We start from the raw sequence: 20,397 nt of genomic DNA on the forward strand, positions 1-20,397 counted from the left end.
AGAGCTGCCATGACCTTGATCGCCCGCCTGACCCGCCGCAGTTTCTTGCTGGCCGCCATGCTCGTGCTGGCGGCCTGCGCCACCGGTCCGCGCATCACCAGCGATGTCGACCCGTCCGCCGACTTCGCCCGGTACCGCCCGTTCGCGTTCTACTCCCCGCTGGCGATCGAGAGCCAGGGCTACGCCACCCTCACCAGCGGGCGTACCAAGGACGCGGCGCGTCGGCAGATGGAGGTACGCGGCTACGTGTACGACGAGAAGTCCCCGGACCTGTGGGTCAACCTGAACGCCTACATGCAGGAAAAGACCGACGTCTACAGCACCCCGGAAGTGGACTACGACTATTACTACAGCTACCGCGCGCGGCGTTACGTCGCCGTGCCGTACTGGCGCGACCGCACCGACGTGTACAAGTACACCGAAGGCACCCTCAACGTGGACCTGGTGGATGCCAAGCAGAACCGCCTGGTCTGGACCGGGGTTGCCGTGGGCCGCGTCGGACGGACCAAGCCCGAGGAGCGCGGCGCGAAGATCGATGCCGCCATCGCGGACATCTTCCTGCGCTACCCGTATCGCGCGGGGGCCGGCACGCCGGCGGTGGCGCCGTGAAGGGTAGCGGCAGCGGCATCGCGAAGGCGGGCATCGGGTTCGGGACCGCCCTGGCGATCACCATCTCCTGGAGCGCCAACAAGTCGCTGCTGTGGGCGGTGATCCATGGCGTGCTGTCATGGGTCTACGTGGTGTATTACGCGCTGGTCTACCACTTCAAGTGATGCGCGCCGCATGACGATGCCGATCGCTTGGTTGCGCTGGCTGGTGACGATGCGCCGCCATCCTTCCGCGTTCCTGCTCATCGTGCAGCTGGCGGGCATCCTGCTGTATCCGGTGATGGAGGACACCCAGGCCGGCCGCGCGCTGTTCGGCGCGTTCGGCATCCTGGTGCTGTCGCTGGCGCTGTGGGTGGTCAACCGAAGCGCGGCCGTCAACTGGATCGCGTGGTCGCTGGCAGTGCCTTCCGTGCTGCTGTCGCTGTCGGCGGCGCTGTTCGACCAGCCCTCCCTGGGCATCTACGCCCACCTGCTGGAAAGCGCGCTGTACTTCTACACGGCCGGCAGCCTGATCGCCTACATGCTGCAGGACCATGCCGTCACCAGCGACGAACTGTTCGCTGCCGGGGCCACCTTCACGCTGCTGGCCTGGGCGTTCGCGTTCGCCTTCTCGGTGTGCCAGCAGTGGTATCCGGGCAGCTTCACCGCCGCGGTCGACCCGACTTCGGCGCGCAGCTGGATGGAGCTGCTGTTCCTGAGTTTCAGCCTGCCCTCCGGCGTGGGCTTGAGCGACGTGGTGCCGATCCTGCCGCAGGCGCGCGCGCTGGGGATGCTGGAGCAGTTCGCAGGGGTCATGTACATCGCCGTCGTGGTATCGCGGCTGATCGGGCTGACCATCCTGAAAGCGCCTGCACGCCGATCAGAGTAAGCGCGGAAGAAGCTCTGCGCCGTGAATGAAGAAGGCCGCCCTCGGGCGGCCTTCTCATCCATGGGTGCGGCGTCGCGCCCGTGGCTCAGAACTTGTGCTTCTCGTCTTCCGGCTGCGCGGCCTGGCGGGCGATGGCGTCGACCAGGACGGCCTTGGCTTCGGCCGCGTTGCCCCAGCCGTCCAGCTTGACCCACTTGCCCTTCTCCAGGTCCTTGTAGTGCTCGAAGAAGTGGCCGATGCGCTCCAGCCAGTGCGGGCTGACCTGGTCGATGTCGCTGATGTGGCTGTAACCGGCGAACACCTTGTCCACCGGCACGGCCAGCAGCTTTTCGTCGCTGCCGGCTTCGTCGCTCATGCGCAGCACACCGACCGGGCGGCAGCGGATCACCGAGCCGGGGATCAGCGGCAGCGGCAGCACCACCAGCACGTCGGCAGGATCGCCGTCGCCGCACAGGGTGTGGGGCACGTAGCCGTAGTTGCAGGGATAGCGCATGGGGGTGGAGAGGATGCGGTCGACGAAGATCGCGCCGCTGGCCTTGTCCACTTCGTACTTCACCGGCTCGGCGTCCTTCGGGATCTCGATGATGACGTTGATTTCGTCCGGCGGGTTCTTGCCGGCGGGGACCAGGTCCCGGCCCATTGCGTGCTCCGAAGGGGGGGCGGTGAGTGAGGGCCGGCATTTTACGCGCTTGGCTGCTGCGGCGCAGCAGGGCCGGGCCAGGACTGGCCGGCCGTCGGCGCCCGGCACGTGATTCAGGCTGTCTTACAGCTTCCGGGCTCTAGAATCCGCCGCCCATGCATCCTCTCCGACGCGCCGCCGGCTTCCTCCTGGCGGTGCTGGCCCTGGCCAGCGCCGACGCCGGCGCGCGCACGGTGTATCGCTGCGTGCAGGGTGGGACGGGCAGCCTGGCCACCGCGCCGGAGCCCGGCTCGAAATGCACGGCCAAGGAGTTCGATGACAACGCCGTCAGCACGCCGAACCTGTGGGGCTCGATGGGCGTGTTCAGCGGCACGCTGTACGAGCGCGAGCAGGACGGCCAGAAGGTCTATTCCACCCGCAACCTGCCGGGATCCACGCCTTACCTGAAATTCACGGTGCAGACGCCGCCCGGCGAACCCGCGCACCCGGGCCTGGGCAAGGTGGGCAAACCCCGCCTGGACCGCTACCCGTCCGAGTTCAAGGCCGCCGCGCGCCAGACCGGCGTCGACGATGCCTGGCTGCGCGCCGTGGCGCACGCCGAGAGCGATTTCGATGCGAAGGCGCTGTCGCCCAAGGGCGCCATGGGGGTGATGCAGCTGATGCCGGAGGTGGCGAAGGAATACGGCGTCGCGGACCCTTACTCCTCCGCGGAATCGATCAATGCCGGCGCGCGCCACCTGCGGGCGCTGATGCGTCGCTACAAGGGCGACCTGACGCTGGTCGCGGCCGCCTACAACGCCGGCATCGGCACGGTGTCGCGCTATGGCGGCGTACCGCCCTACGCGGAAACGCAGGAATACGTCTCCAAGGTCACCGCGTTGTACGAGCTCTACCTGCGCGCACTGGGACGCAAGCAGGCGCCGGAGCGACCGGCACTGTAAGCCTGGAGACGTTCAGGGCAGGGCATATGTCTTCACCCTGTGTGCGCGCCAACCGGCCTAGCGTATGCCTTGGCCCGGCCGAACCTGCCGGGCGGGACGAATGTCATGAAGAACCGTCGCGTGTTCAGCGCTCCCTCCGTGGTGGTCGCCGAAGCCGCCCTGCAGCAGGCCCTGGCGGCTGGCATCGAACCCGAGCATGCCTCGCTGGTGGGTCGATCGGAGATCGAGGTGGCCGAGGTGCCCGATGATGAGAAGGAAGGCGCGCCCACCGACTTCAAGCCTGCGGCACTGCGCGGGCTGGTCGGGGGCGCCCTGTTGGGGCTGGTGCTGGGGCTGATCGCCGTGTGGGTGCCCGCGGTCGGCTTCCATGCGGCCGGTGTGGCGGTGTGCGTGGTGGTCGGCGGCTGCGTGGGCATGTGGGCGGCCTCGCTGGCCGGTTCCGCGGTGCCCAGCGAGGTCCGTCGCGATTACCGGCAGCAGATCGAGGCGGGGCAGGTGTTGCTGGTGATCGAGGACGCGGACGAGGCTCGCCTCGAGCGAGCGTCCGTGGCGGTGCTGGCCACTCACGGGGTCCGACGCCTGGAAATACTGCCTCACGGCCTGCTGCAGTAGGCCGCCGGCGCCGTATGATCCGCTCTTCATCTCAAGGAGCAGGCGCATGCGTCAGTGGAGCATGGTGGGCATCCTGGCGATCTGCGTGGGCACGGCCGTGGCCTTGGAAGCGCAGGAGTGGGAGAAGTTCGGTGCCGACGTGCCTGCCGGCGCGGTGGTGCCACTCGCGCAGGCGCTGGCCGACCCCGCCGCTCACGAAGGGCAGTCGCGCACCTTCAGCGGTCGCGTGGTCGACGTGTGCCAGAAGAAGGGCTGCTGGCTGATGCTGGAGGATGGCGGACAGGGCGCGCGAGTGCTGCTGGGCGACCACGACTTCTACGTGCCGAAGGATGTACGCGGCCCCGCCCAGGTGCATGGCGTGCTGGCGCGGGCGACGCTGTCGCCTGCCGCACGCGCGCATACCGCCGAAGAGACCTCGTCGGCCATGCCGGTGCCGGAAGTCGAGTACCGCATCCTCGCCGAGGGAGTGCAGGTGCTCGCTGACGATCCCGGCGCCTGAGCCGGGTTTCAGTCCAGCAGCTGTTCCGACGGCACGACATGGCGCCCCGGGGGCGCTTCCAATACCGCATCCAGCAGGGCGGCCGCGACGCGCTCCGGCGGCACCACGCGGTAGCGGCGCGGGAGCGCGGGCCCGAGCGCTCCCACAAGCCGCTGCGCCCAGCGCTCGCCCGCTCGGTGCCGCGTGCGACGGCCTCCCAGCAGCCCCGGCCGCAGCAGGGTCAGTGAGTCGAATCCGATCCGCCCCAGCGCCTGCTCCACTTCGCCCTTGGTGCGCGAATAGAACACGCGGGATGCCGGATCCGCGCCCAGCGCCGACACCAGGGCGAAGGCCCGCGCGCCATGCGCATGGGCGTGGCGTGCGATCGCCAGGCAGTAGTCGTGGTCCACGCGCCGGAACGCCTCCTGAGAGCCTGCATCGCGGATCGTCGTCCCCAGCGCGCAGGCCACCGCGTCCACCTGCCACCACGCGGCATCACCCGGCAAGGCGTCGAAATCGATCACCGGATTGAGCAGCTTCGGGTGCGCGGGGAGGGGGCGCCGTGTCGGCGCCACGACCTCGCTGACGGCGGTTGAAGCGAGCGCACGCTGCAGCGTCGCCTGTCCCACCAGTCCGGTCGCACCGGCCAGCAACACACGTTTCATGAGGGGCTCCGGATACGTCGGTCGGTGCATGATGCCAGCCGGACCCCCGATACCATCGGTTACGCTGTACCGGCAGGCGCCGCCATGGTGCCTTGGAGCCCCATCCATGCCCTGCCGCAGGCAATCCTTCACGGTCATCGCGCGATGAACCTTCCGCTCCACTACGGCGTGCTGGGCGCGCTCGAAGCCGGCCTGATCGCGCTGCTCATCGGCGTGCTGTGCTTCTGGGTGTGGAACGCGGTCTGCCACAGGGCGAACGCCGCGATGGGCCATGCCATCGGCTGGGCCTGCGTATCGGCCGTGATCCTCGGTGCGGGCGTGGACCTCTGGAACATGTTCTACCTGGGCATTTCCCGGCTGGAGTCGCCCCTGTATGCGCGCCTGGCCCTGAAAGGCATCCACGATCCCGATGGTTTGGGCGCACGGGTGGTGCTGGAAGTCGCCGGTGCATTGGCGGGCGTCGTGATCGGGTGGCAATGGTTCAGGAAAAAATCGGCGGATGGAACCACGCGCAGTGGTGCCGAAAAAACGGATCCCTAACGCCGAAGCCTGCGCGCCGTCACGCATTCCACGCGCGGCCCACATCGCGATCACGAGCCGCTAACACCGGGCTAGCCGAAGCCGGTGCCGGCGTGGTTAAGCATGCGTGCACGTTCATTTCGCCGCGCAAATTTCGTTCAGAAGCCGGGTTGCAAGGTGGGGCCGTGCGCAATCGGACGCACTCCCTACGGAACGGAGCACACCCATGAAGAACAACACCCGCAAGCCGCTGATCGCCCTGGCCGCACTGAGCGCCGCGCTGGCCATGCCGCTGGCATTCGCCCAGGAGAAGACCGAGGACGCTGCTGCACAGGCGCAGACCCAGCAGAGCGAACCGACCGCTGAGCAGGCGACCGGTTCCACCACGCAGAGCCCGACCCAGAGCACCCAGTCGGCCACGCAGGGCAAGCAGGGGTGGGCCGACGTCGATACCGATGGCGATGGCGCGATCAGCAAGCAGGAAGCCACCGCCAACGCCGGCCTCAGCCAGGTGTTCGACCAGGCCGATGCCAACGCCGACGGCTCGCTGAGCGCCGACGAGTACAAGGCGTTCGTCAGCAAGAACTACGGCGAGCAGAAGTAAGCATCGCCGCCCGGTGGCGTGACGGCGCGATCCGGCCCCCCACGCAAGCCGAAGAGGCGGCCGCGCGCCGCCTCTTCCTTTTCAGGTCCGGTCTCATTAGGAACGTTGCCGTGCCGGATCAAGGAGGTTCCATGACGCACACGACACCACGCAGCATGTTGCCATTGGCTACCGCCTGCATGTTGATGGCTATCGCGGCATCGTCTTACGCACAGGCGCAGCGCACCCCACAGGTCACTGACGATGCGCAGGCCACGTCACCGCGTGCCGCACCCGCGCCCTCTTCCCCCCAACCGTTCGAAGACTTGGACACGAACGGAGACGGAGCGATCAGCAAGGATGAGGCCGCCGTCGATCCGCCCCTCGCGCAGGCCTTCGGCACGCTGGATACCGATGCCGATGGTCGCCTGACCCCCGAGGAATACGCGGTCTACGCGCAGGGCCAGTCCTGATCCCTTTCCCTTCTGGAGAACACCATGAACACGCGCATTCATCGACTGCTCGACAAACCGCTGCTGCTTCTGGGCACGGCCGTGCTTGGCGCGGGCCTGCTGACTGCCTGTGGTCCCAAGCCGGACGAGATGCCGGCCGCTGCGGCGCCGGAACCGGTCGAAACCACTCCGCCGGCCGACGTTGCGCCGCCACCCCCGGCACCGACCGATCCGACCATGCCCACGGATCCCAATGCTCCCCCCAGCGATCCGAACCTGCCGCCGCCCGCGAATCCCAACGCGCCGGAAACCACGCCGCCGCCGACCGACGACAGCACCACGCAGCCTGCCAGCGGCGGGTAAGCCCGCACCGCACGGCGATGAGCAAACGTTTACCACGATGGCCGCTTTCGGGCGGCCATCGTCGTGAGGCGTCGAAAAGTCCGGGCTGTTATCCTGCGCGCCCCTCCAGCAACGACGGCAGGCTTCCGCATGGCGCGCATCCAATGGGTCGGCTTCGACGGCGACGACACGCTATGGAAGAGCGAGGATTACTACCGCCAGGCAGAAGCGGACTTCGAAGCGATCCTCGCCGCATACATCGACCTGGCCGATCCGCGCACGCATGGCCAACTGCTGGAGGTGGAGCGTCGCAACCTGAAGATCTTCGGTTACGGCGTGAAGGGCATGACCCTGTCGATGCTGGAAACGGCGATCCAGCTGACCGACGAACGCATCAGCGCCCGCGACCTGCATCGCGTCATCGAGATCGGGCGGACCACGCTGCAGCATCCGGTCGACCTGCTGCCGGGCATCCGCGAAGCGGTGGCGCAGATCGCCTCGGATCATGAGATCGTGCTCATCACCAAGGGCGATCTGTTCCACCAGGAAGCCAAGATCGCGCAGTCCGGTCTTGCCGACCTGTTCCACCGCATCGAGGTGGTGTCGGAAAAGGACGAGGCCACCTACGCGCGGGTGCTGCGTGAACTCGACGTGGCGCCTGGCGCGTTCGCGATGGTCGGCAACTCGCTGCGGTCGGACATAGAACCCGTGCTCGGCCTGGGCGGTTGGGGTATCCACATGCCGTACCACGTGACGTGGGCACTGGAGGCCGAACACGGCGTCGCCCACGACGCGCCACGCCTGCGCGTGGTGGAGAGCGCAGGCCAGCTGGCTGCCGCGCTGGCGGCGATCGAAGCGACCGCCGTCGCCTGACGACGATGAAGCGTGCGCGACGGCCCTGCGGCACAATGGCGGCATGAAGCGCGCGCTGCCCGTCCTGGTTTTGCTGGCCTGCCTCGCGATCACCGCGCCTGCCGGTGCGCAGGATGCCGCGGCCTACACGCCCGCGACGGGCGACCCCGCGGTGGATCGGCACCTCGCCGACATCAACGAGTACGCCGCGCGTTACCCGGCCGCTTTCGCCGACGAGATGTCGCGCTACTACGCCGTACCGCGTGCGTATGTGGAAGCGAGGCAGCAACAGCCGGATTGGACCGCCGGCGACATCTTCATGGCGTGCGCGCTGGCGCAGATCGTCGGCCAGCCGTGCCGTGCCGTCGTGCGCGAATGGTCGCGGGACCATGAAGGCGGCTGGGAAGCGGTTGCCGGCCGCCTGCAGGCCGAGCCGGGCAGCCCGCAGTACCGGCGACTGCGCAGCGCGCTGGAAGCGACCTACCGGCGGTGGGACCGGCCGGTGCCTGAGGGCGAAAAGTGAGTGGAAAGGAGTGAGGAGCGGGAGGTGCCGCGCTTCTGCTCGCTCCTCACTCCTCTCCGCTCACTCCTGCTTCTTCCCATACATGATCAGCAGCACCAGATCCTCTTCGCCGTCCTGGCGGATGGCGTGGGTGCTGCCGGGACGGGTCAGCATGGCGTCGCCGGCCTGCACCGCTTGCGCGGTGCCATCCAGCTCATACACGCCGCGTCCGGCGAGCACATAGTAGATCTCGTCCTTGTGGTGCTGGTGCAGGCCGATGCCGGCGCCCTTGTGCAGCACCCGCTTGCGGAACTCGAAGCCGAGCGCCGGCGCATCGCCGAAGAACGGGTAGGCCGTGGTGGTTCCCGCGCCGCCGTGCGGGCCGGGCTGCTGCACGGCAATGTCGTGTGCGTGCACGATCAGGGATGGATTCGGCTGCGCCTTGCGGTCGGCCAGCGCGGTGGCCGGTGCACCACAATCCGTATCGCGGACCACATGCGCCGCGAGCGCAGGATCGATCTGCTTCCAGCCTCGCACCACCAGACACGCCACCATCACCGCGCCACGTCGCTGGAAATGGGTGTCGTCCTGCTGGCCCTGTTCCAGCACATGCATGAAGTACGCCTTGCTGGCCTCGTCGCCAGCCGCGCGCAACCAGTCCATGCTCAACGCCGTGAGGTCGATCAGACCCACGTTCTCCCGCGACGCAAGATCACGCACGGCCTGCGCGTACAGCCCGTGCGTGTCGAGCAGCTGCCCATGGTCGAACTTGCGGCGCGCGACCGGCGTCACCAGGATCGGCGTGGCGCCCTTTGCGCGGGCGAGTTCCACATAACGCATCAGCCATTCGGGAAACGCACGCTGCGGTTCGTTGTAGCGGCTGGGGTCTTCGATCTTCTCGTCGTTGTGGCCGAACTGGATCAGCAGCACATCGCCGGAACGCATGTCCTTCGCCATGCCGTCGAACCAGCCCTCGGCGATGAAGCTGCGTGAGCTGCGTCCGCTCTGGGCATGGTTGCGGACCACGTAGGCGTCGTCGTCGAGGAAGCCTTGAAGCTGCTGGCCCCAGCCCTCGCGGGGCGCGCGCTCGGGGCCGTAGTGGCTGGCCGTGGAATCACCGGCAATGAAGACCTGGCGCGGCGGTGTTCCTGCCGCTGCCGGCGCACAGCAGGCGAGAATCGCCACGAGGATGAACATGCGCACCATCGGCAGTCTTCTCCATGCCCCTGTGGGAGCGACGTCAGTCGCGATGACGGATCGGGACGCTCATTTCGCGACTGACGTCGCTCCCACGGCATCCCGTGCGGAGGCGCGCGTCAGCGCGCCAGCCATCCGCCATCGACGGGGATGACCGCGCCGTTGACGTAGTCCGACGCGCGCGAGGCCAGGAACACCGCCGTGCCGCCGAGGTCGGATGGCTCGCCCCAGCGACCGGCCGGGATGCGGTCCAGGATCGCCTTGTTGCGGTCTTCGTCCGCGCGCAGCTGCGCGGTGTTGTCGGTGGCCATGTAGCCCGGCGCGATGGCGTTGATGTTCACGCCCTTGGCGCCCCATTCGTTGGCGAGCAGGCGGGTGATGCCGGCGATGCCGGACTTGCTGGCCGTGTACGACGGCACGCGGATGCCGCCCTGGAACGACAGCATCGAGGCGATGTTGATGATCTTGCCGCTGCCCTGCGCGATGAAGTGGCGGCCCGCGGCCTGCGACATGAAGAACGCGGACTTGATGTTGACGTTCATCACGTCGTCCCAGTCCTTCTCGCTGAAGTCCACCGCGTCGGCGCGACGGATCAGGCCCGCGTTGTTGACCAGGATGTCCAGTCCGCCCAGGCCGGCGACGGTTTCCTTCACCAGGCGCTCGACCGGATCGATGCTGATGAGGTTGGCTTCCAGGTTGAGGAAACGGCGGCCAAGGGCGCGCACCTTCTCGCCGGTTTCCGCGGCTTCCACGATGCCGGCCGCGGCGATGTCGGCACCGGCTTCAGCCAGCGCCACGGCGATGCCCTGGCCCAGGCCGGTATTGGCGCCGGTGACCAGCGCGATCTTGCCTTCAAGACTGAACGGATTGCTTGCCATCGTGGACTCCCTCGGTGTGGTGCGCTGCGGGTGGAGCGGAGTGTGCTCCGCTGCGCGTGCTGTATCGACTTCTGTTGGCGGGTTCAGCCGAGCAAGCTCGGCTCTACACGACGTCGCTTACTTCAGCTGGCAGATGTCCAGCACATGCATGTCGGTGTAGTCCAGGTTCTCGCCACCCATCGCCCAGATGAAGGCGTAGTTGCTGGTGCCCGAGCCCATGTGGATCGACCACGGCGGCGACACCACGGCTTCGTCGTTCTGCACGACGATGTGGCGCTGCGCGTCCGGTTCGCCCATGAAGTGGTAGACGCGGTCGTTGTCGCCCAGGTCGAAGTAGAAATAGACCTCGCTGCGGCGGTCGTGCAGGTGCGGCGGCATGGTGTTCCACACGCTGCCGGTCTTCAGCACGGTCAGGCCCAGCAGCAGCTGCGAGGACTGGCAGGTGGCCGGCACGATGAACTGGTAGATGGTGCGCTCGTTGCTGGTTTCCAGCGCGCCGCGCTCCAGTGCGACGGCGTCCTTGATCGAGAGCTGCTTGGTCTCGAAGCGCGCGTGCGCCGGGGTGGAGGTCAGGTAGAACTTGGCGGGGTTGGCCGCGTCATCGGATTCGAACGCCACGTCGGTGCTGCCCATCGCCACGTACAGGCCATCCTTCGGGCCCAGCGCGTAGGTCGTGCCGTCGACGGTGACCTTGCCGGCGCCGCCGCCGACGTTGATGACACCCAGCTCGCGGCGTTCCAGGAACGGCTTGCCGGCGGCCGAGGCGGGCTCGGTCTGGCGCGGCAGGTCGACCTTCTTCGACACCGGGGCGGCGCCGCCGATCACGAAGCGTTCGTTGTGCGAGTAGTTCAGCTGCACCGTGTCGGCGACGAACAGGTTGCGGATCAGGTAGCGGTCGCGCAGCTGGTCGTTGCTCGCGCCGTCCATCATGTCCGGGTGGGTGGCGTGGTAGGTCTTGCAGAACATGGGCGGGGCTCCGTCGGTGCGGACGCCCGTGGACCGGGGCGTCGGGATAGGTCGTGGGTGATTCTACGGCCTTTTGGTAACCGGTGTCATTTTGCGGTGCGGCAGGGGGAGCGGGGACAGGGAATGCGGATTCCGGGAATGAGGGGCGGCGAGGGCGTCGCGCGCGGGGACTCTCCGGGGACCATAGGTCTCAGGGAGCGATCATTCCCTAATCCCCGCTTTCTATCCCTCTACTCCGGCGGCTGCGAAGAATCCCGGATGACCAGATGCGGCCGGATGCTGGCGGCGGCCAGCATCGGTGTGCCCTCGGGCTGGATCAGCATGGCGGCCGCCGTGCGGCCGGTGTCGCGGGTGTTGCGGCGGACAGAGGTCAGCGAGGGCCACAGGCGCGAGGCCAGCGGACTGTCGTCGAAGCCCACCACCGACAGCTGGCGCGGGATGTTGATGCCCGCGCGCATGGCGACCTTGTACACGCCGGCGGCCATTTCGTCGTTGCCGGTGAAGATGGCGGTGGGGCGGTTCTTGCCGGACAGCAGCTTCTCGGCCGCGACCACGCCGGATTCGAAGGTGTAGCCCGCTTCGATGATGCGCGACTTCGGAATCTCCAGGCCCCGCTTGGCCAGTGCCTGGACGAAGCCGTCCGTGCGTTCGATCGAAGAGCGGTACGCGCTGGGGCCGGTGATCAGTGCGATGTCGGTATGGCCGAGCGAGAGCAGGTACTCGGCCGCTTCGGCCGCGCCGTCGCGGTCGTGGGTGACCACCATGCGCGAGGGCTCGTCCATCGAAACCGACGCAATGCGCGAGTAGCGGCAGCCGATCTCCGCCAGCATGTCGGCCAGCGCCTGGTCTTCCGAGGCGCGCGGCACCAGCATCACGCCGTGCAGTTTCTGCTGCTGGACGAAGCGGCGCACGCCGTCGATGTAGCCGGGGCTGCGGCTGTCGCAGGGATGCACCACCAGTTCGAAGCCGGAGTCGCGCAGGGCATCCAGTGCGCCGTACTGCATGTTGACGATGTACTGCGCCGTCGGGTTGTCGTAGACCATGCCGATCAGGAACGAGCGCCGGAACGCCAGCCCGCGGGCCCTCGGATCGGGGGAATAGCCGACCTCGCGCATCAGCGCCTCGACCTTCTCGCGCGTGTCCTTCCGCACCAGCGGCGAGTGGTTGATGATCCGCGACACCGTCTTCTTCGAGACGCCGGAGAGCCGTGCGATGTCGTTGATGGTCGCGGCCTTGCCACCGGTGGGCAGGCTGGCAGGGCTGTCGGGCTTCTTGCGCGCGGGCATGGGGCGGGGCGGGTCCGTTCGTCGGTCGGTGGGATTCTAGCGGCTGGGGGTCAGTCCAGCGCGCGGTAGCGGAAATTACGGAAGTGCACCTTGCCCTGGCCGGCGGCATACAGCGACGGCTTCAGGGCCAGGAAGCCCCCGGCGACATTGTGGTGATAGCCGGAAACCTCCATCTGGACCGGGTACTTGGTCCAGTCCGTGCCGTCCTTGCTGGTATGGATCGTGACGACGTGGCGGTCGTGCTTGACCCGCAGCCACAGCCTGCCGCCGGTCGCGCTGGGGGGCAGTTTGCCTGGACGTTCCAGGCCGTAGCGGTGCATGACGAACTGTTCCCCATTGCTGCCCACGCCCGCATACAGGCGGTCGTTGTAGAACAGCACCGCGCCGCCCTGGGCGCCCGGTTCGATCTCCATCTCGACCTCGAACTGGTAGGCCAGGTCGCCGGCGATGACGCCCAGCGGCGAACTGTCGCGCGGCGAAGTGCCCTTGCCCTGCAGCGTCATCACGCCATCGCCGAAGGTGAGTCGACGCGACTCGTCCGGCGCCGGATCGTAGAAGGCCCACTGCGGCCCCAGCCTGCCAGCGCGGAAGTCGTCCGACAGGGCCATCCCATGCGGTGACAGCGCCGTGCCGGCGGGCTTGCGCAGCGGCCGGCTCAAGTCCCCGCCCTTGGCCACGAACCAGCCGTCCTCCGTCCACTCGATGGGGTCCAGCAGCGCCTGCCGGCCCAGCGTCCAGAAGTCGCGCTCGTAGCCGTGGTACATCATCCACCACTGTCCGGCGGCATCTTCCACCAGCGTGGCATGCCCGCGCGACCACCAGTACTGCTCGCGCGAGGTGGTACGCACCACAGGATTGTTCGGCGCGTTCTGCCACGGTCCGTGGATGGAGCGCGAGCGAGCGACGATCACCATGTGTCCGGTGGGCGGCCCCGCCGTGCCGCCGACCGCGGTGATCATGTAGTACCAGCCGTTGCGGAAGGTGATCTTCGGGCCTTCCTGCGCATAGCCCTCCACGTCCCACGATTCCGGATAACGCCAGCCGTCGTAGACATGCTTCACCTCGCCCACGGTGCTCAGCCCATCGTCGGCCAGCTGCACGTAGTCGCCGGCGCTGAGGAACAGGTAGCGCTTGCCGTCCTCACCCACCGCATGGCCGGGGTCGATGTGGCCCGGCAGTCCGATGTCGATGGGTTCGCTCCACGGTCCGCGAATGTCGTCCGCCCACACCACGAAGTTGCTGCGTCGCGGCGATTCGGTGCCACCGACGCGTGCGGGGAAGTAGATGTAGTAGCGCCCCGCGTGCTTGACCAGGTCGGGCGCCCAGATCGAGCCGAAGTTCTTGGTAATGGCATGGCCGATCGGCTGCCAGTTGACCAGGTCGCGCGAATGCCACAGCGGCAGTCCCGGATACGCGGTGAACGAGGACAGCGTCAGGTAGTAATCCTCGCCATCCTTGAGCACCGACGGATCGGGACGATCGCCCGCCAGCACCGGATTGAGGAAGGTGCCGTCGCCGAGATCGGCCTGGCGCTGGTGCTCGATGCCGCGCTTCCAGGCCGGGGGCGCGGCATCGGCCGCAAGCGCACTGAAGGCGACGCACAAGGACAGGGCAGCGGTGAAGAATCGGGTGAATAGCATGCGGGATTTCCTCAGGGCGTGACCGGGCGCGACGCCTTCCATTGCGGGTACTCCTGCGACAGCAGCCGCGTCGGCCAGCTGCCGTACCACTCGTAGCCGGTACGCCGCTCGCGCGGGATGTCTTCGTAACGCGCGACGCGCCGGCTGTCGCGGGTAGCGAGGACGACACTGTTGTCTTTCAGGTCGTAGAAGCGCGCCCACAGACCGGAGGCCATTGGGTCGGGCACCAGTCGGCGATCCTTCGTGCTGCTGTGGTACTGGAATCGCTCGGCAGGGGCGTCGAACGTTTCGATGCGCCAGCCCGTGACCTCCACACGGCGTAACCACGCGACCGCGCCGTCGACCGCTTTCACCACCTCGGGCGACGGATCGGGGATCGACATCAGATAGCGGACCACTCCGACGGTTTCCTGGCCGGTGATCGACGGTAGTTCAAACTTGCGTCCCTGTGCGGGTGCCAGCGTTTGCGCGTCATACTGGCCCGCCCAGCCTGCGAGCGCGTCGCCCTGCAGTACCTGCAGGCGCAGCAGGCAGGCATCGCCGGCATCGATGGCCGCCTGCACGTGGGTGCGCAGGGCCGCATCGACGAACGCATAGCGGCGGGTATCGGACACGATCCTGCGCAACGTTCCCAGCACGCCGACGGTCACGTCGTCGGCGATGGTGATGTGCGGGTGGTAGGGCTGCGTGGCCGGCACCGTGTGCGGCCAGCCCCCGCATGAGGGTATCTGCTGTGCCAACGTGAATTGCAGGCCTTTCAGGCTGCCGTCGCGATACCGCGCATCGCCGGTGACCGCGTACGCGGTGGCCAGATAGTCGAGCTGCGTGTAGATGTTGCGGTTGTCGAAGCTGCCGCCGTACTTGCGCGCTTCGGCATCGAAACTCGCCCTCTCCGCATCGTCGAGGATGCGGGCCGGATCCTGGTTCTCGATCCAGCCGCCATCGACGCGCTGGTAGCGCAGGATGTTGTCGGCGATCTTCGCAACGTCCTCCGGCAGGTAGCGCGGATAGGCATCGCCATGCACGTTGCGCCAGTGGTGGATGGCATCGTCGAAGCCGGCGAGCGAAGGTGCGTCATCCGACGGCGCGGCCATCGCCGACGAGGATGCGATCATCAACGCGATGGCCAGGGCACGCACCGCATTCATCCCTTCAACGCCCGCGGCAACCACAGCGAGAGGTCGGGGAACAGCGCCACCACCAGCAGCACCGCCAAGCCGGCCAGCCAGAACGGCCAGATCGTGCGCATGCTCTGCGCGATGGTGATCTTGCCGATGGCGGTGCCGATGAACAGCACCGAGCCCACCGGCGGCGTGACCAGGCCGATGCCGCCGGTCAGCACCAGCACCAGCCCAAAGTGGACCGGATCGATGCCGTAAGCCTTCGCCACCGGCAGGAAGATCGGCGTGCAGATGAGGATCATAGGCGCCAGGTCCATGAACGTGCCCAGCACCAGCAGCACCAGGATGATCAGCAGCAGCACCGTGTACTTGCTGTGGGCGATGGACTGCAGTGCCTCGACGGCCGCAGCGGGCACCTGCAGGTAGGCCAGCAACCAGCCGAACACCGCCGCGGTGGCGATGACGAACAGGATGACGCCGGTGGTGCGCGCGGCATGCGTCACCGTGGCGAAGAATTCCTTCCGCGAGAGCTGGCGATACAGCACGCTGGTCACCAGCAGCGCGTAGACCACCGCGATGGCGGCGCTCTCCACCGCCGTGAAGATGCCGGCACGGATGCCGAAGAAGATCAGGCCCACCAGTCCCAGTCCCGGCAGCGCGGAAACCAGCCGCAGCAGTACCGCCCGCATGCCTGGGAACGGTTCCGTGCCATAGCCGCGCTTGCACGCTACCGCCCAGCCCGTGAACATCAGCACGATCGTCATCAGCAGCGCGGGCACGATGCCGGCAGCGAACAGGTCGGCGATGGACAGGCCGCCGCCCGCCGCTGCGGAGAATAGGATCAGGTTGTGCGAAGGCGGCACCAGCAGCGCCACCAGTGCGGCGGTGATGCTGACATTGACGGCGAAATCCCGGTCGTACCCGCGCTTGACCATCTGCGGGATCATCGTGCCGCCGACGGCCGACACGTCGGCGATGGCCGAGCCCGACACGCCACCGAAGAACAGCGAAGACAGGATGCTGACCTGGCCCAGTCCGCCGCGCAGGCGGCCGACCAGAGACGCTGCCAGGCTGATGAGACGCTCAGAGATCCCGCCGCGCAGCATGATCTCGCCCGCGAAGATGAAAAGCGGAATCGCGATCAGCGAGGCCGACCCGGTGCCCGATGAGATCTGCTGCACCAGCACGATGCTGGGCAGGTCCAGGTAGAGCAGTGTGGCCAGCGACGCGGCCGCCAGTGCGTACGCAACCGGCACGCCGATCAGCAGCAGGATCGCGAAGATCGAGAAGAGCAGGGTGATCGCCATGGGTCAGCGGGCCTCTTCGGTCGGCGGCGCGCGCAGCACCAGGAGCAGGCGGTACAGGGCGAACACCACCATCAGCAGGCCACCCAGCGAGAGCGGCAGGTAGCCGATGCTCTGCGGCATGGGCGCCCCGGCGATGCGGATGTCCAGGCCGTCGAACAGCAGCACCGCGCCCCAGTACGCCATCACCGCGCCGATGGCGGCGATCACCAGCGGCGAAACGGCATGCAACGCCTTCTTCAGGCGCGGACCCATCGCATCGGCCAGCAGGAAGAAGCCGAAGTGCCTGTTCGTATGCACACCGGCCGCGGCGCCCAGGCTCATGGCCGTGGTCAGCAGCAGCACGGTCACCGGTTCGGTCCAGCTGGGCGAGTCGTTGATGACGTAGCGGGCGATCACCTGCCAGCCCTGCACGACCACCAATCCCAACAGAGCGGCGACTGCGATCGCGATGGCGACGTTGGACAACGCGTCCATGCCGCGTTGAAGCGGCGTGGCGGGAGGAAATGCGGCTTCTTCTGACATCGTCGGTCCTCAGGCCAGGTCGCGGATGCGGCGGTAGAGCGCGTCGATCGCCGGATCCTTGCGGTATTCGGACAGCAGCGGCTGCGAGGCGCGCGCGAAGGCAGCAAGGTCGGCCTCGTTATGCTCCACGCCCGCGGCGAAGACCGCTTCGCGGGCCTTCGCTTCGGATGCATCCCAGAGCGACCGCATCACGCTCACCGACTGTCGGGCGGTTTCGACAAGCAATTCGCGGTCGCGCGGTTGCAGGCCATCCAGTGTGCGCTGCGACACCAGCAGCACGTCCGGTGCGTAGGAATGGTTGGTCTGCGACCAGTAGCGCGCGGCTTCGAAGTGGCGGCTGGAATGGAAGCTGCGGATGTTGTTCTCCGCCCCGTCGATCATGCGCGTCTCCAGCCCAGAGAACACCTCGCCCAGCGACAGCGGCGTGGGATTGGCGCCGAACAGGCGCAGCATGCGGATGAAGATGTCCGACACCGGTACGCGGACCTTCAGTCCATGCAGGTCGGCGGGCGCGCGGATCGCGTGCTGGGTGTTGTAGAAGCAGCGCGCACCCGAGTCGTAGATCGCCAGGCCGACCAGGCCGCGCTTCGCGAAGCCTTCCAGCACCGCCTTGCCCACGCCCTCGTCCATCGCGCGACGCATGTGCGGCACCGAGTCGAACACGTAGGGCAGGCACAGGGCCTGGGTCAGCGGGAAGGCGTTGTTCAGCGCGCCGGCGTACACGCGGGTCATGTCGATGGCGCCGAAGCGCGCCATGTCGATGGCCTCGGATTCGCGGCCCAGCTGGCCGGAGTGATACTGGCGCAGGGTCACCCGGCCGCCCGTCTCGCGCGCCATCGTCTCGCCGATCCAGCGCACCGCCTCGACGGTGGGATAGTCCTTCACGTGCACGTCGGTGGCGGTCATCACGTGCCTGCCTTCGTCGGCCAGCACGTGAATTCCCGCCAGCGGCATGGCGGCCGCGGCTCCGACACCCGCGGCCAGGAAACGACGACGGTTCATCATGCGCGCCAGTCTCCTTCGTCCTTCGGGCTGGCCGCCACGGCCAGCGCCTCGATGCTGCCATGGCCGTGGAACTCGATGCGTGCCTGCTGCCCCGGCAGGATGTCGTGGATGCCGGTCGCGTTGCCGGTGGCGATCAGGTCGCCGGCTTTCAGCGGACGGCCGCGGCGGGCAGAGCGCGACAGTGCGAAGGCGAAGGCCGCACGCAGGCCGCCGGGCAGCGTGGTGGCGCCGCCCTCGCCGACCTGCCGGCCGTCTATCGAGGTGGTGCAGGTCAGCGAGGCGTCGCTGCGATCGGTCCAGTCCGGGATTTCGGCGCCCATCACCAGGCCATTGTTGTTGCCGAAGTCCGAGACCACCACACGCGGGCCGAGCTGGTTGATCGTCGCCAGCGGGCTGCTGGCCACTTCCATGCCGATGAACAGGGTCGACGGTACGGCAGCGGCTTCGGCCGGCGTCCAGTCGGTCTTGTCCGCAGACACGTCGACCTCCAGACGCAGCACGTACTCGGCTTCCACCGCGCCGAAGCCGCCTTCGAACACCTCGAACGTGGGCTGACTACCGGTAGCCACCTGCAGCTGGCGCGCGAAGATCGGGCCGAGCAGGCGCTCGTCGCCTGATATGTCGCGCCGTTCCGGTGCGATGAAGCCCACCTTCCACCCGACCACGCGGTCGGGCCACTGCGCAATGGCCAGATCCTGCACGCGATACGCCGTAACCAGGTCGTCGGGCACCTCGCCGGGAAAGCCGGGCAACGCCCGGCCCTGGCGGCGCGCGCCGACGAAGCCGTCCGCGATGGCAGCCAGCGCGGGCGCCGCGGAACGCGCGTCGGCGAGGGCGTTTGGGTCGTTACTCAAGTGGGTTCTCCCCGCTGCGTTTTGTTGCACTGCCGAGTGACAGCGCAGGTTGATGGCCTGTATATGGTAAACCGGTGTCATTGACAATGTGCACTGCCGCAAAATCCATCCCGATGCCACGATGCGTCGATCCACTCCTGGGAGGGAGCCAATGTTTCATGACCGTTTCCCCACGTGGGCGCGCGCCCGCGGGCTGAGTCGCGGCCTGGCCGCGCTGCTGGTGCTCGCCATGGCGCCGGTGCTCGCCACTGATACCCGTCCGCTCGCATTTCCTGGCGCCCAGGGCGCGGCGGCACACACGCCCGGTGGGCGCGGCGGCAAGATCGTGCGCGTGACCACGCTGGCGGCCGACGGTCCCGGATCGTTCAAGGAAGCGGTCAGCGCCAAGGGGCCGCGCATCGTGGTGTTCGAAGTGGGCGGCGTGATCGACCTGGGCATGAAGGAGCTGCGCATCGACGAGCCGTTCCTGACCATCGCCGGCCAGACCGCGCCGCATCCCGGGGTGACGATCATCAAGGGCGGCCTGACCATCGCCACCCACGACGTGGTCATCCGCCACCTTCGCATCCGGCCGGGGGATGGCGGCCTGCCCAAGCGCTCCGGCGACATCGACGCCATCACCACCGTGCGCGGTGCGCACGACGTGATCGTGGATCACTGCTCCCTCACCTGGGCCACCGACGAGAACCTGAGCGCGTCCAGCACCCGCTTCCATGGCGAGAACGAGGCCGAATGGATGGCCAACGCCTCGCGCCGGATCACCTACAGCAACAACATCGTCGGTGAGGGACTGGCCAATTCGATCCATGCCAAGGGCGAGCACTCCAAGGGCTCACTGATCCATGACCATGTGAACGACGTGCTGATCGTCGGCAACCTGTACGCGCACAATTACGAGCGAAGCCCGCTGTTCAAGGGCGGGGCGCGCGGCCAGGTGATCAACAACCTGATCTACAACCCCGGACAGCGCGCCATTCACTACAACCTGATCGCGGAAGAGTGGTTGGGCCATCCCTATTCGAAAGGCCAGATGGTGGTGCGGGGCAATGTCATGCGCGCCGGCAGGTCGACCGAGCCGCTCGCTTTCCTGATGATCGGTGGTTCGGGCGACCTGGACCTGTATGCGCATGACAACCTGGTGGTCGATCGCATCGGCAACCAGAGCATCCAGGAAACCGGCAGCTACACCACCGCGCCGGTGAAACTCAATCGCGTCAAGACCGCGCCCGCGCTGCCGTTCGGTGTCGCGCTGTTGCCGTCCGCCCAGGTACAGGATGCGGTGATCGAGAACGTGGGCGCCACGCCCTGGAACCGCGACCTGATCGACCGCCGCATCGTCGCCGATGTCATCGAAGGGCGGGGCGAGATCATCGACAGCCAGGAGCAGGTGGGCGGCTATCCGCAGTACAAGGAAGCTCGCAGGCCCTTCGTCGAGAGCGAATGGAACCTGGACGTGATGGAGCCGAAGTCGGGCAGCTATCCGCGCGGTGAACCGCTGCGCTGACACGGCGAGGTGTTGGAAGGACGGAGTCTCTTGGAGCGCCCCGCGACTGACAGGG

General features: G+C 67.6%; 25 protein-coding genes. 13 read left to right on the forward strand and 12 right to left on the reverse strand.

The genetic code is table 11. From position 1 onward, the window contains the following. The first annotated feature begins 9 nt into the window (after positions 1–9). From CSC76_RS00330 to CSC76_RS00335, 3 genes are read left to right on the forward strand one after another with little or no spacing between them, the layout of a single operon-like run. Positions 10–609, forward strand: coding sequence for a DUF4136 domain-containing protein (locus CSC76_RS00330; RefSeq protein WP_162108072.1), 600 nt, complete (start codon positions 10–12; stop codon positions 607–609). After that, positions 606–773 carry a hypothetical protein gene (locus tag CSC76_RS18860; RefSeq protein ID WP_175502053.1) on the forward strand — a complete coding sequence of 56 codons (168 nt, stop codon included), beginning with the start codon at positions 606–608 and terminating at the stop codon, positions 771–773. The genes CSC76_RS00330 and CSC76_RS18860 overlap by 4 nt, the downstream gene beginning before the upstream one ends. A 16-nt stretch (positions 774–789) precedes the next feature. After that, the gene (locus tag CSC76_RS00335) at positions 790–1,476 is read left to right on the forward strand and encodes an ion channel (protein WP_162108186.1); all 687 of its coding nucleotides are present in this window, start codon (positions 790–792) and stop codon (positions 1,474–1,476) included. 85 nt (positions 1,477–1,561) lie between these two features. Here the strand turns inward: CSC76_RS00335 and ppa are convergent, their stop codons facing one another. Then, positions 1,562–2,116: an inorganic diphosphatase gene (gene ppa / locus CSC76_RS00340; RefSeq protein WP_162108073.1), complete on the reverse strand. Its 555-nt coding sequence runs from the start codon at positions 2,114–2,116 to the stop codon at positions 1,562–1,564. Positions 2,117–2,271: 155 nt separating this feature from the next. On the opposite strand from ppa, the gene CSC76_RS00345 reads away from it, so the two are divergent. The 3 genes from CSC76_RS00345 (at position 2,272) to CSC76_RS00355 (ending at position 4,168) form a co-directional block, all read left to right on the forward strand. Then, positions 2,272–3,057: a lytic transglycosylase domain-containing protein gene (locus CSC76_RS00345; protein ID WP_162108074.1), complete on the forward strand. Its 786-nt coding sequence runs from the start codon at positions 2,272–2,274 to the stop codon at positions 3,055–3,057. Between the two features lie 105 nt (positions 3,058–3,162). Further along, a complete protein-coding gene (locus CSC76_RS00350; RefSeq protein WP_162108075.1) occupies positions 3,163–3,669 on the forward strand; it encodes a hypothetical protein in 507 nt (168 codons plus the stop codon). A gap of 46 nt (positions 3,670–3,715) precedes the next feature. Beyond that, the gene (locus CSC76_RS00355; protein ID WP_162108076.1) at positions 3,716–4,168 is read left to right on the forward strand and encodes a DUF4920 domain-containing protein; all 453 of its coding nucleotides are present in this window, start codon (positions 3,716–3,718) and stop codon (positions 4,166–4,168) included. An 8-nt stretch (positions 4,169–4,176) separates the two neighbouring features. Here CSC76_RS00355 and CSC76_RS00360 read toward each other — a convergent pair whose 3' ends face one another. Further along, positions 4,177–4,812: an NAD(P)H-binding protein gene (locus tag CSC76_RS00360; protein ID WP_162108077.1), complete on the reverse strand. Its 636-nt coding sequence runs from the start codon at positions 4,810–4,812 to the stop codon at positions 4,177–4,179. Positions 4,813–4,956: 144 nt separating this feature from the next. Between CSC76_RS00360 and CSC76_RS00365 the strand changes: the two genes are divergently transcribed. The 6 genes from CSC76_RS00365 (at position 4,957) to CSC76_RS00390 (ending at position 8,083) form a co-directional block, all read left to right on the forward strand. Next, positions 4,957–5,352, forward strand: a complete 396-nt coding sequence (locus CSC76_RS00365; protein ID WP_162108078.1) for a hypothetical protein — start codon at positions 4,957–4,959, stop codon at positions 5,350–5,352. A 205-nt stretch (positions 5,353–5,557) separates the two neighbouring features. After that, entirely contained in the window at positions 5,558–5,935 is a 378-nt protein-coding gene (locus CSC76_RS00370) for an EF-hand domain-containing protein (protein ID WP_162108079.1), read from the forward strand. Positions 5,936–6,066: 131 nt separating this feature from the next. Further along, on the forward strand, positions 6,067–6,387 hold the full coding sequence (locus CSC76_RS00375) for an EF-hand domain-containing protein (RefSeq protein WP_162108080.1): 321 nt from the start codon (positions 6,067–6,069) through the stop codon (positions 6,385–6,387). Between the two features lie 24 nt (positions 6,388–6,411). Continuing rightward, the gene (locus CSC76_RS00380) at positions 6,412–6,729 is read left to right on the forward strand and encodes a hypothetical protein (RefSeq protein ID WP_162108015.1); all 318 of its coding nucleotides are present in this window, start codon (positions 6,412–6,414) and stop codon (positions 6,727–6,729) included. A gap of 129 nt (positions 6,730–6,858) precedes the next feature. Then, complete coding sequence (locus CSC76_RS00385) at positions 6,859–7,581, forward strand: HAD family hydrolase (protein WP_162108081.1); 723 nt, start codon at positions 6,859–6,861, stop codon at positions 7,579–7,581. A 43-nt stretch (positions 7,582–7,624) separates the two neighbouring features. After that, the gene (locus CSC76_RS00390; RefSeq protein WP_162108082.1) at positions 7,625–8,083 is read left to right on the forward strand and encodes a hypothetical protein; all 459 of its coding nucleotides are present in this window, start codon (positions 7,625–7,627) and stop codon (positions 8,081–8,083) included. Between the two features lie 60 nt (positions 8,084–8,143). Here the strand turns inward: CSC76_RS00390 and CSC76_RS00395 are convergent, their stop codons facing one another. From CSC76_RS00395 to CSC76_RS00440, 10 genes are all read right to left on the reverse strand, one after another. Next, complete coding sequence (locus CSC76_RS00395; protein ID WP_162108083.1) at positions 8,144–9,268, reverse strand: GDSL-type esterase/lipase family protein; 1,125 nt, start codon at positions 9,266–9,268, stop codon at positions 8,144–8,146. A gap of 110 nt (positions 9,269–9,378) precedes the next feature. After that, a complete protein-coding gene (kduD, locus tag CSC76_RS00400; protein WP_162108084.1) occupies positions 9,379–10,137 on the reverse strand; it encodes a 2-dehydro-3-deoxy-D-gluconate 5-dehydrogenase KduD in 759 nt (252 codons plus the stop codon). Between the two features lie 117 nt (positions 10,138–10,254). Then, positions 10,255–11,103: a 5-dehydro-4-deoxy-D-glucuronate isomerase gene (gene kduI / locus CSC76_RS00405; protein ID WP_162108085.1), complete on the reverse strand. Its 849-nt coding sequence runs from the start codon at positions 11,101–11,103 to the stop codon at positions 10,255–10,257. A gap of 230 nt (positions 11,104–11,333) precedes the next feature. After that, complete coding sequence (locus CSC76_RS00410) at positions 11,334–12,389, reverse strand: LacI family DNA-binding transcriptional regulator (protein WP_162108086.1); 1,056 nt, start codon at positions 12,387–12,389, stop codon at positions 11,334–11,336. A gap of 50 nt (positions 12,390–12,439) precedes the next feature. Further along, positions 12,440–14,029: a family 43 glycosylhydrolase gene (locus CSC76_RS00415; protein WP_162108087.1), complete on the reverse strand. Its 1,590-nt coding sequence runs from the start codon at positions 14,027–14,029 to the stop codon at positions 12,440–12,442. Between the two features lie 11 nt (positions 14,030–14,040). Continuing rightward, complete coding sequence (gene pelA / locus CSC76_RS00420) at positions 14,041–15,177, reverse strand: pectate lyase (protein ID WP_162108088.1); 1,137 nt, start codon at positions 15,175–15,177, stop codon at positions 14,041–14,043. Then, on the reverse strand, positions 15,174–16,457 hold the full coding sequence (locus CSC76_RS00425; protein ID WP_162108089.1) for a TRAP transporter large permease: 1,284 nt from the start codon (positions 16,455–16,457) through the stop codon (positions 15,174–15,176). Before CSC76_RS00425 ends, pelA begins: the two co-directional genes overlap by 4 nt. Before the next feature lie 3 nt (positions 16,458–16,460). Further along, positions 16,461–16,979: a TRAP transporter small permease gene (locus CSC76_RS00430; RefSeq protein ID WP_162108090.1), complete on the reverse strand. Its 519-nt coding sequence runs from the start codon at positions 16,977–16,979 to the stop codon at positions 16,461–16,463. A gap of 9 nt (positions 16,980–16,988) precedes the next feature. After that, entirely contained in the window at positions 16,989–17,984 is a 996-nt protein-coding gene (locus CSC76_RS00435; protein WP_162108091.1) for a TRAP transporter substrate-binding protein, read from the reverse strand. After that, complete coding sequence (locus CSC76_RS00440; protein ID WP_202923454.1) at positions 17,981–18,838, reverse strand: 2-keto-4-pentenoate hydratase; 858 nt, start codon at positions 18,836–18,838, stop codon at positions 17,981–17,983. The genes CSC76_RS00435 and CSC76_RS00440 overlap by 4 nt, the downstream gene beginning before the upstream one ends. Before the next feature lie 151 nt (positions 18,839–18,989). Here CSC76_RS00440 and CSC76_RS00445 point away from each other — a divergent pair, with 151 nt between their 5' ends. Beyond that, positions 18,990–20,342, forward strand: coding sequence for a pectate lyase family protein (locus CSC76_RS00445; RefSeq protein WP_162108092.1), 1,353 nt, complete (start codon positions 18,990–18,992; stop codon positions 20,340–20,342). Positions 20,343–20,397: the final 55 nt, after the last annotated feature.

The sequence above is a fragment of the Pseudoxanthomonas mexicana genome (genome assembly GCF_010093385.1).
GTDB lineage: Bacteria > Pseudomonadota > Gammaproteobacteria > Xanthomonadales > Xanthomonadaceae > Pseudoxanthomonas_A > Pseudoxanthomonas_A mexicana.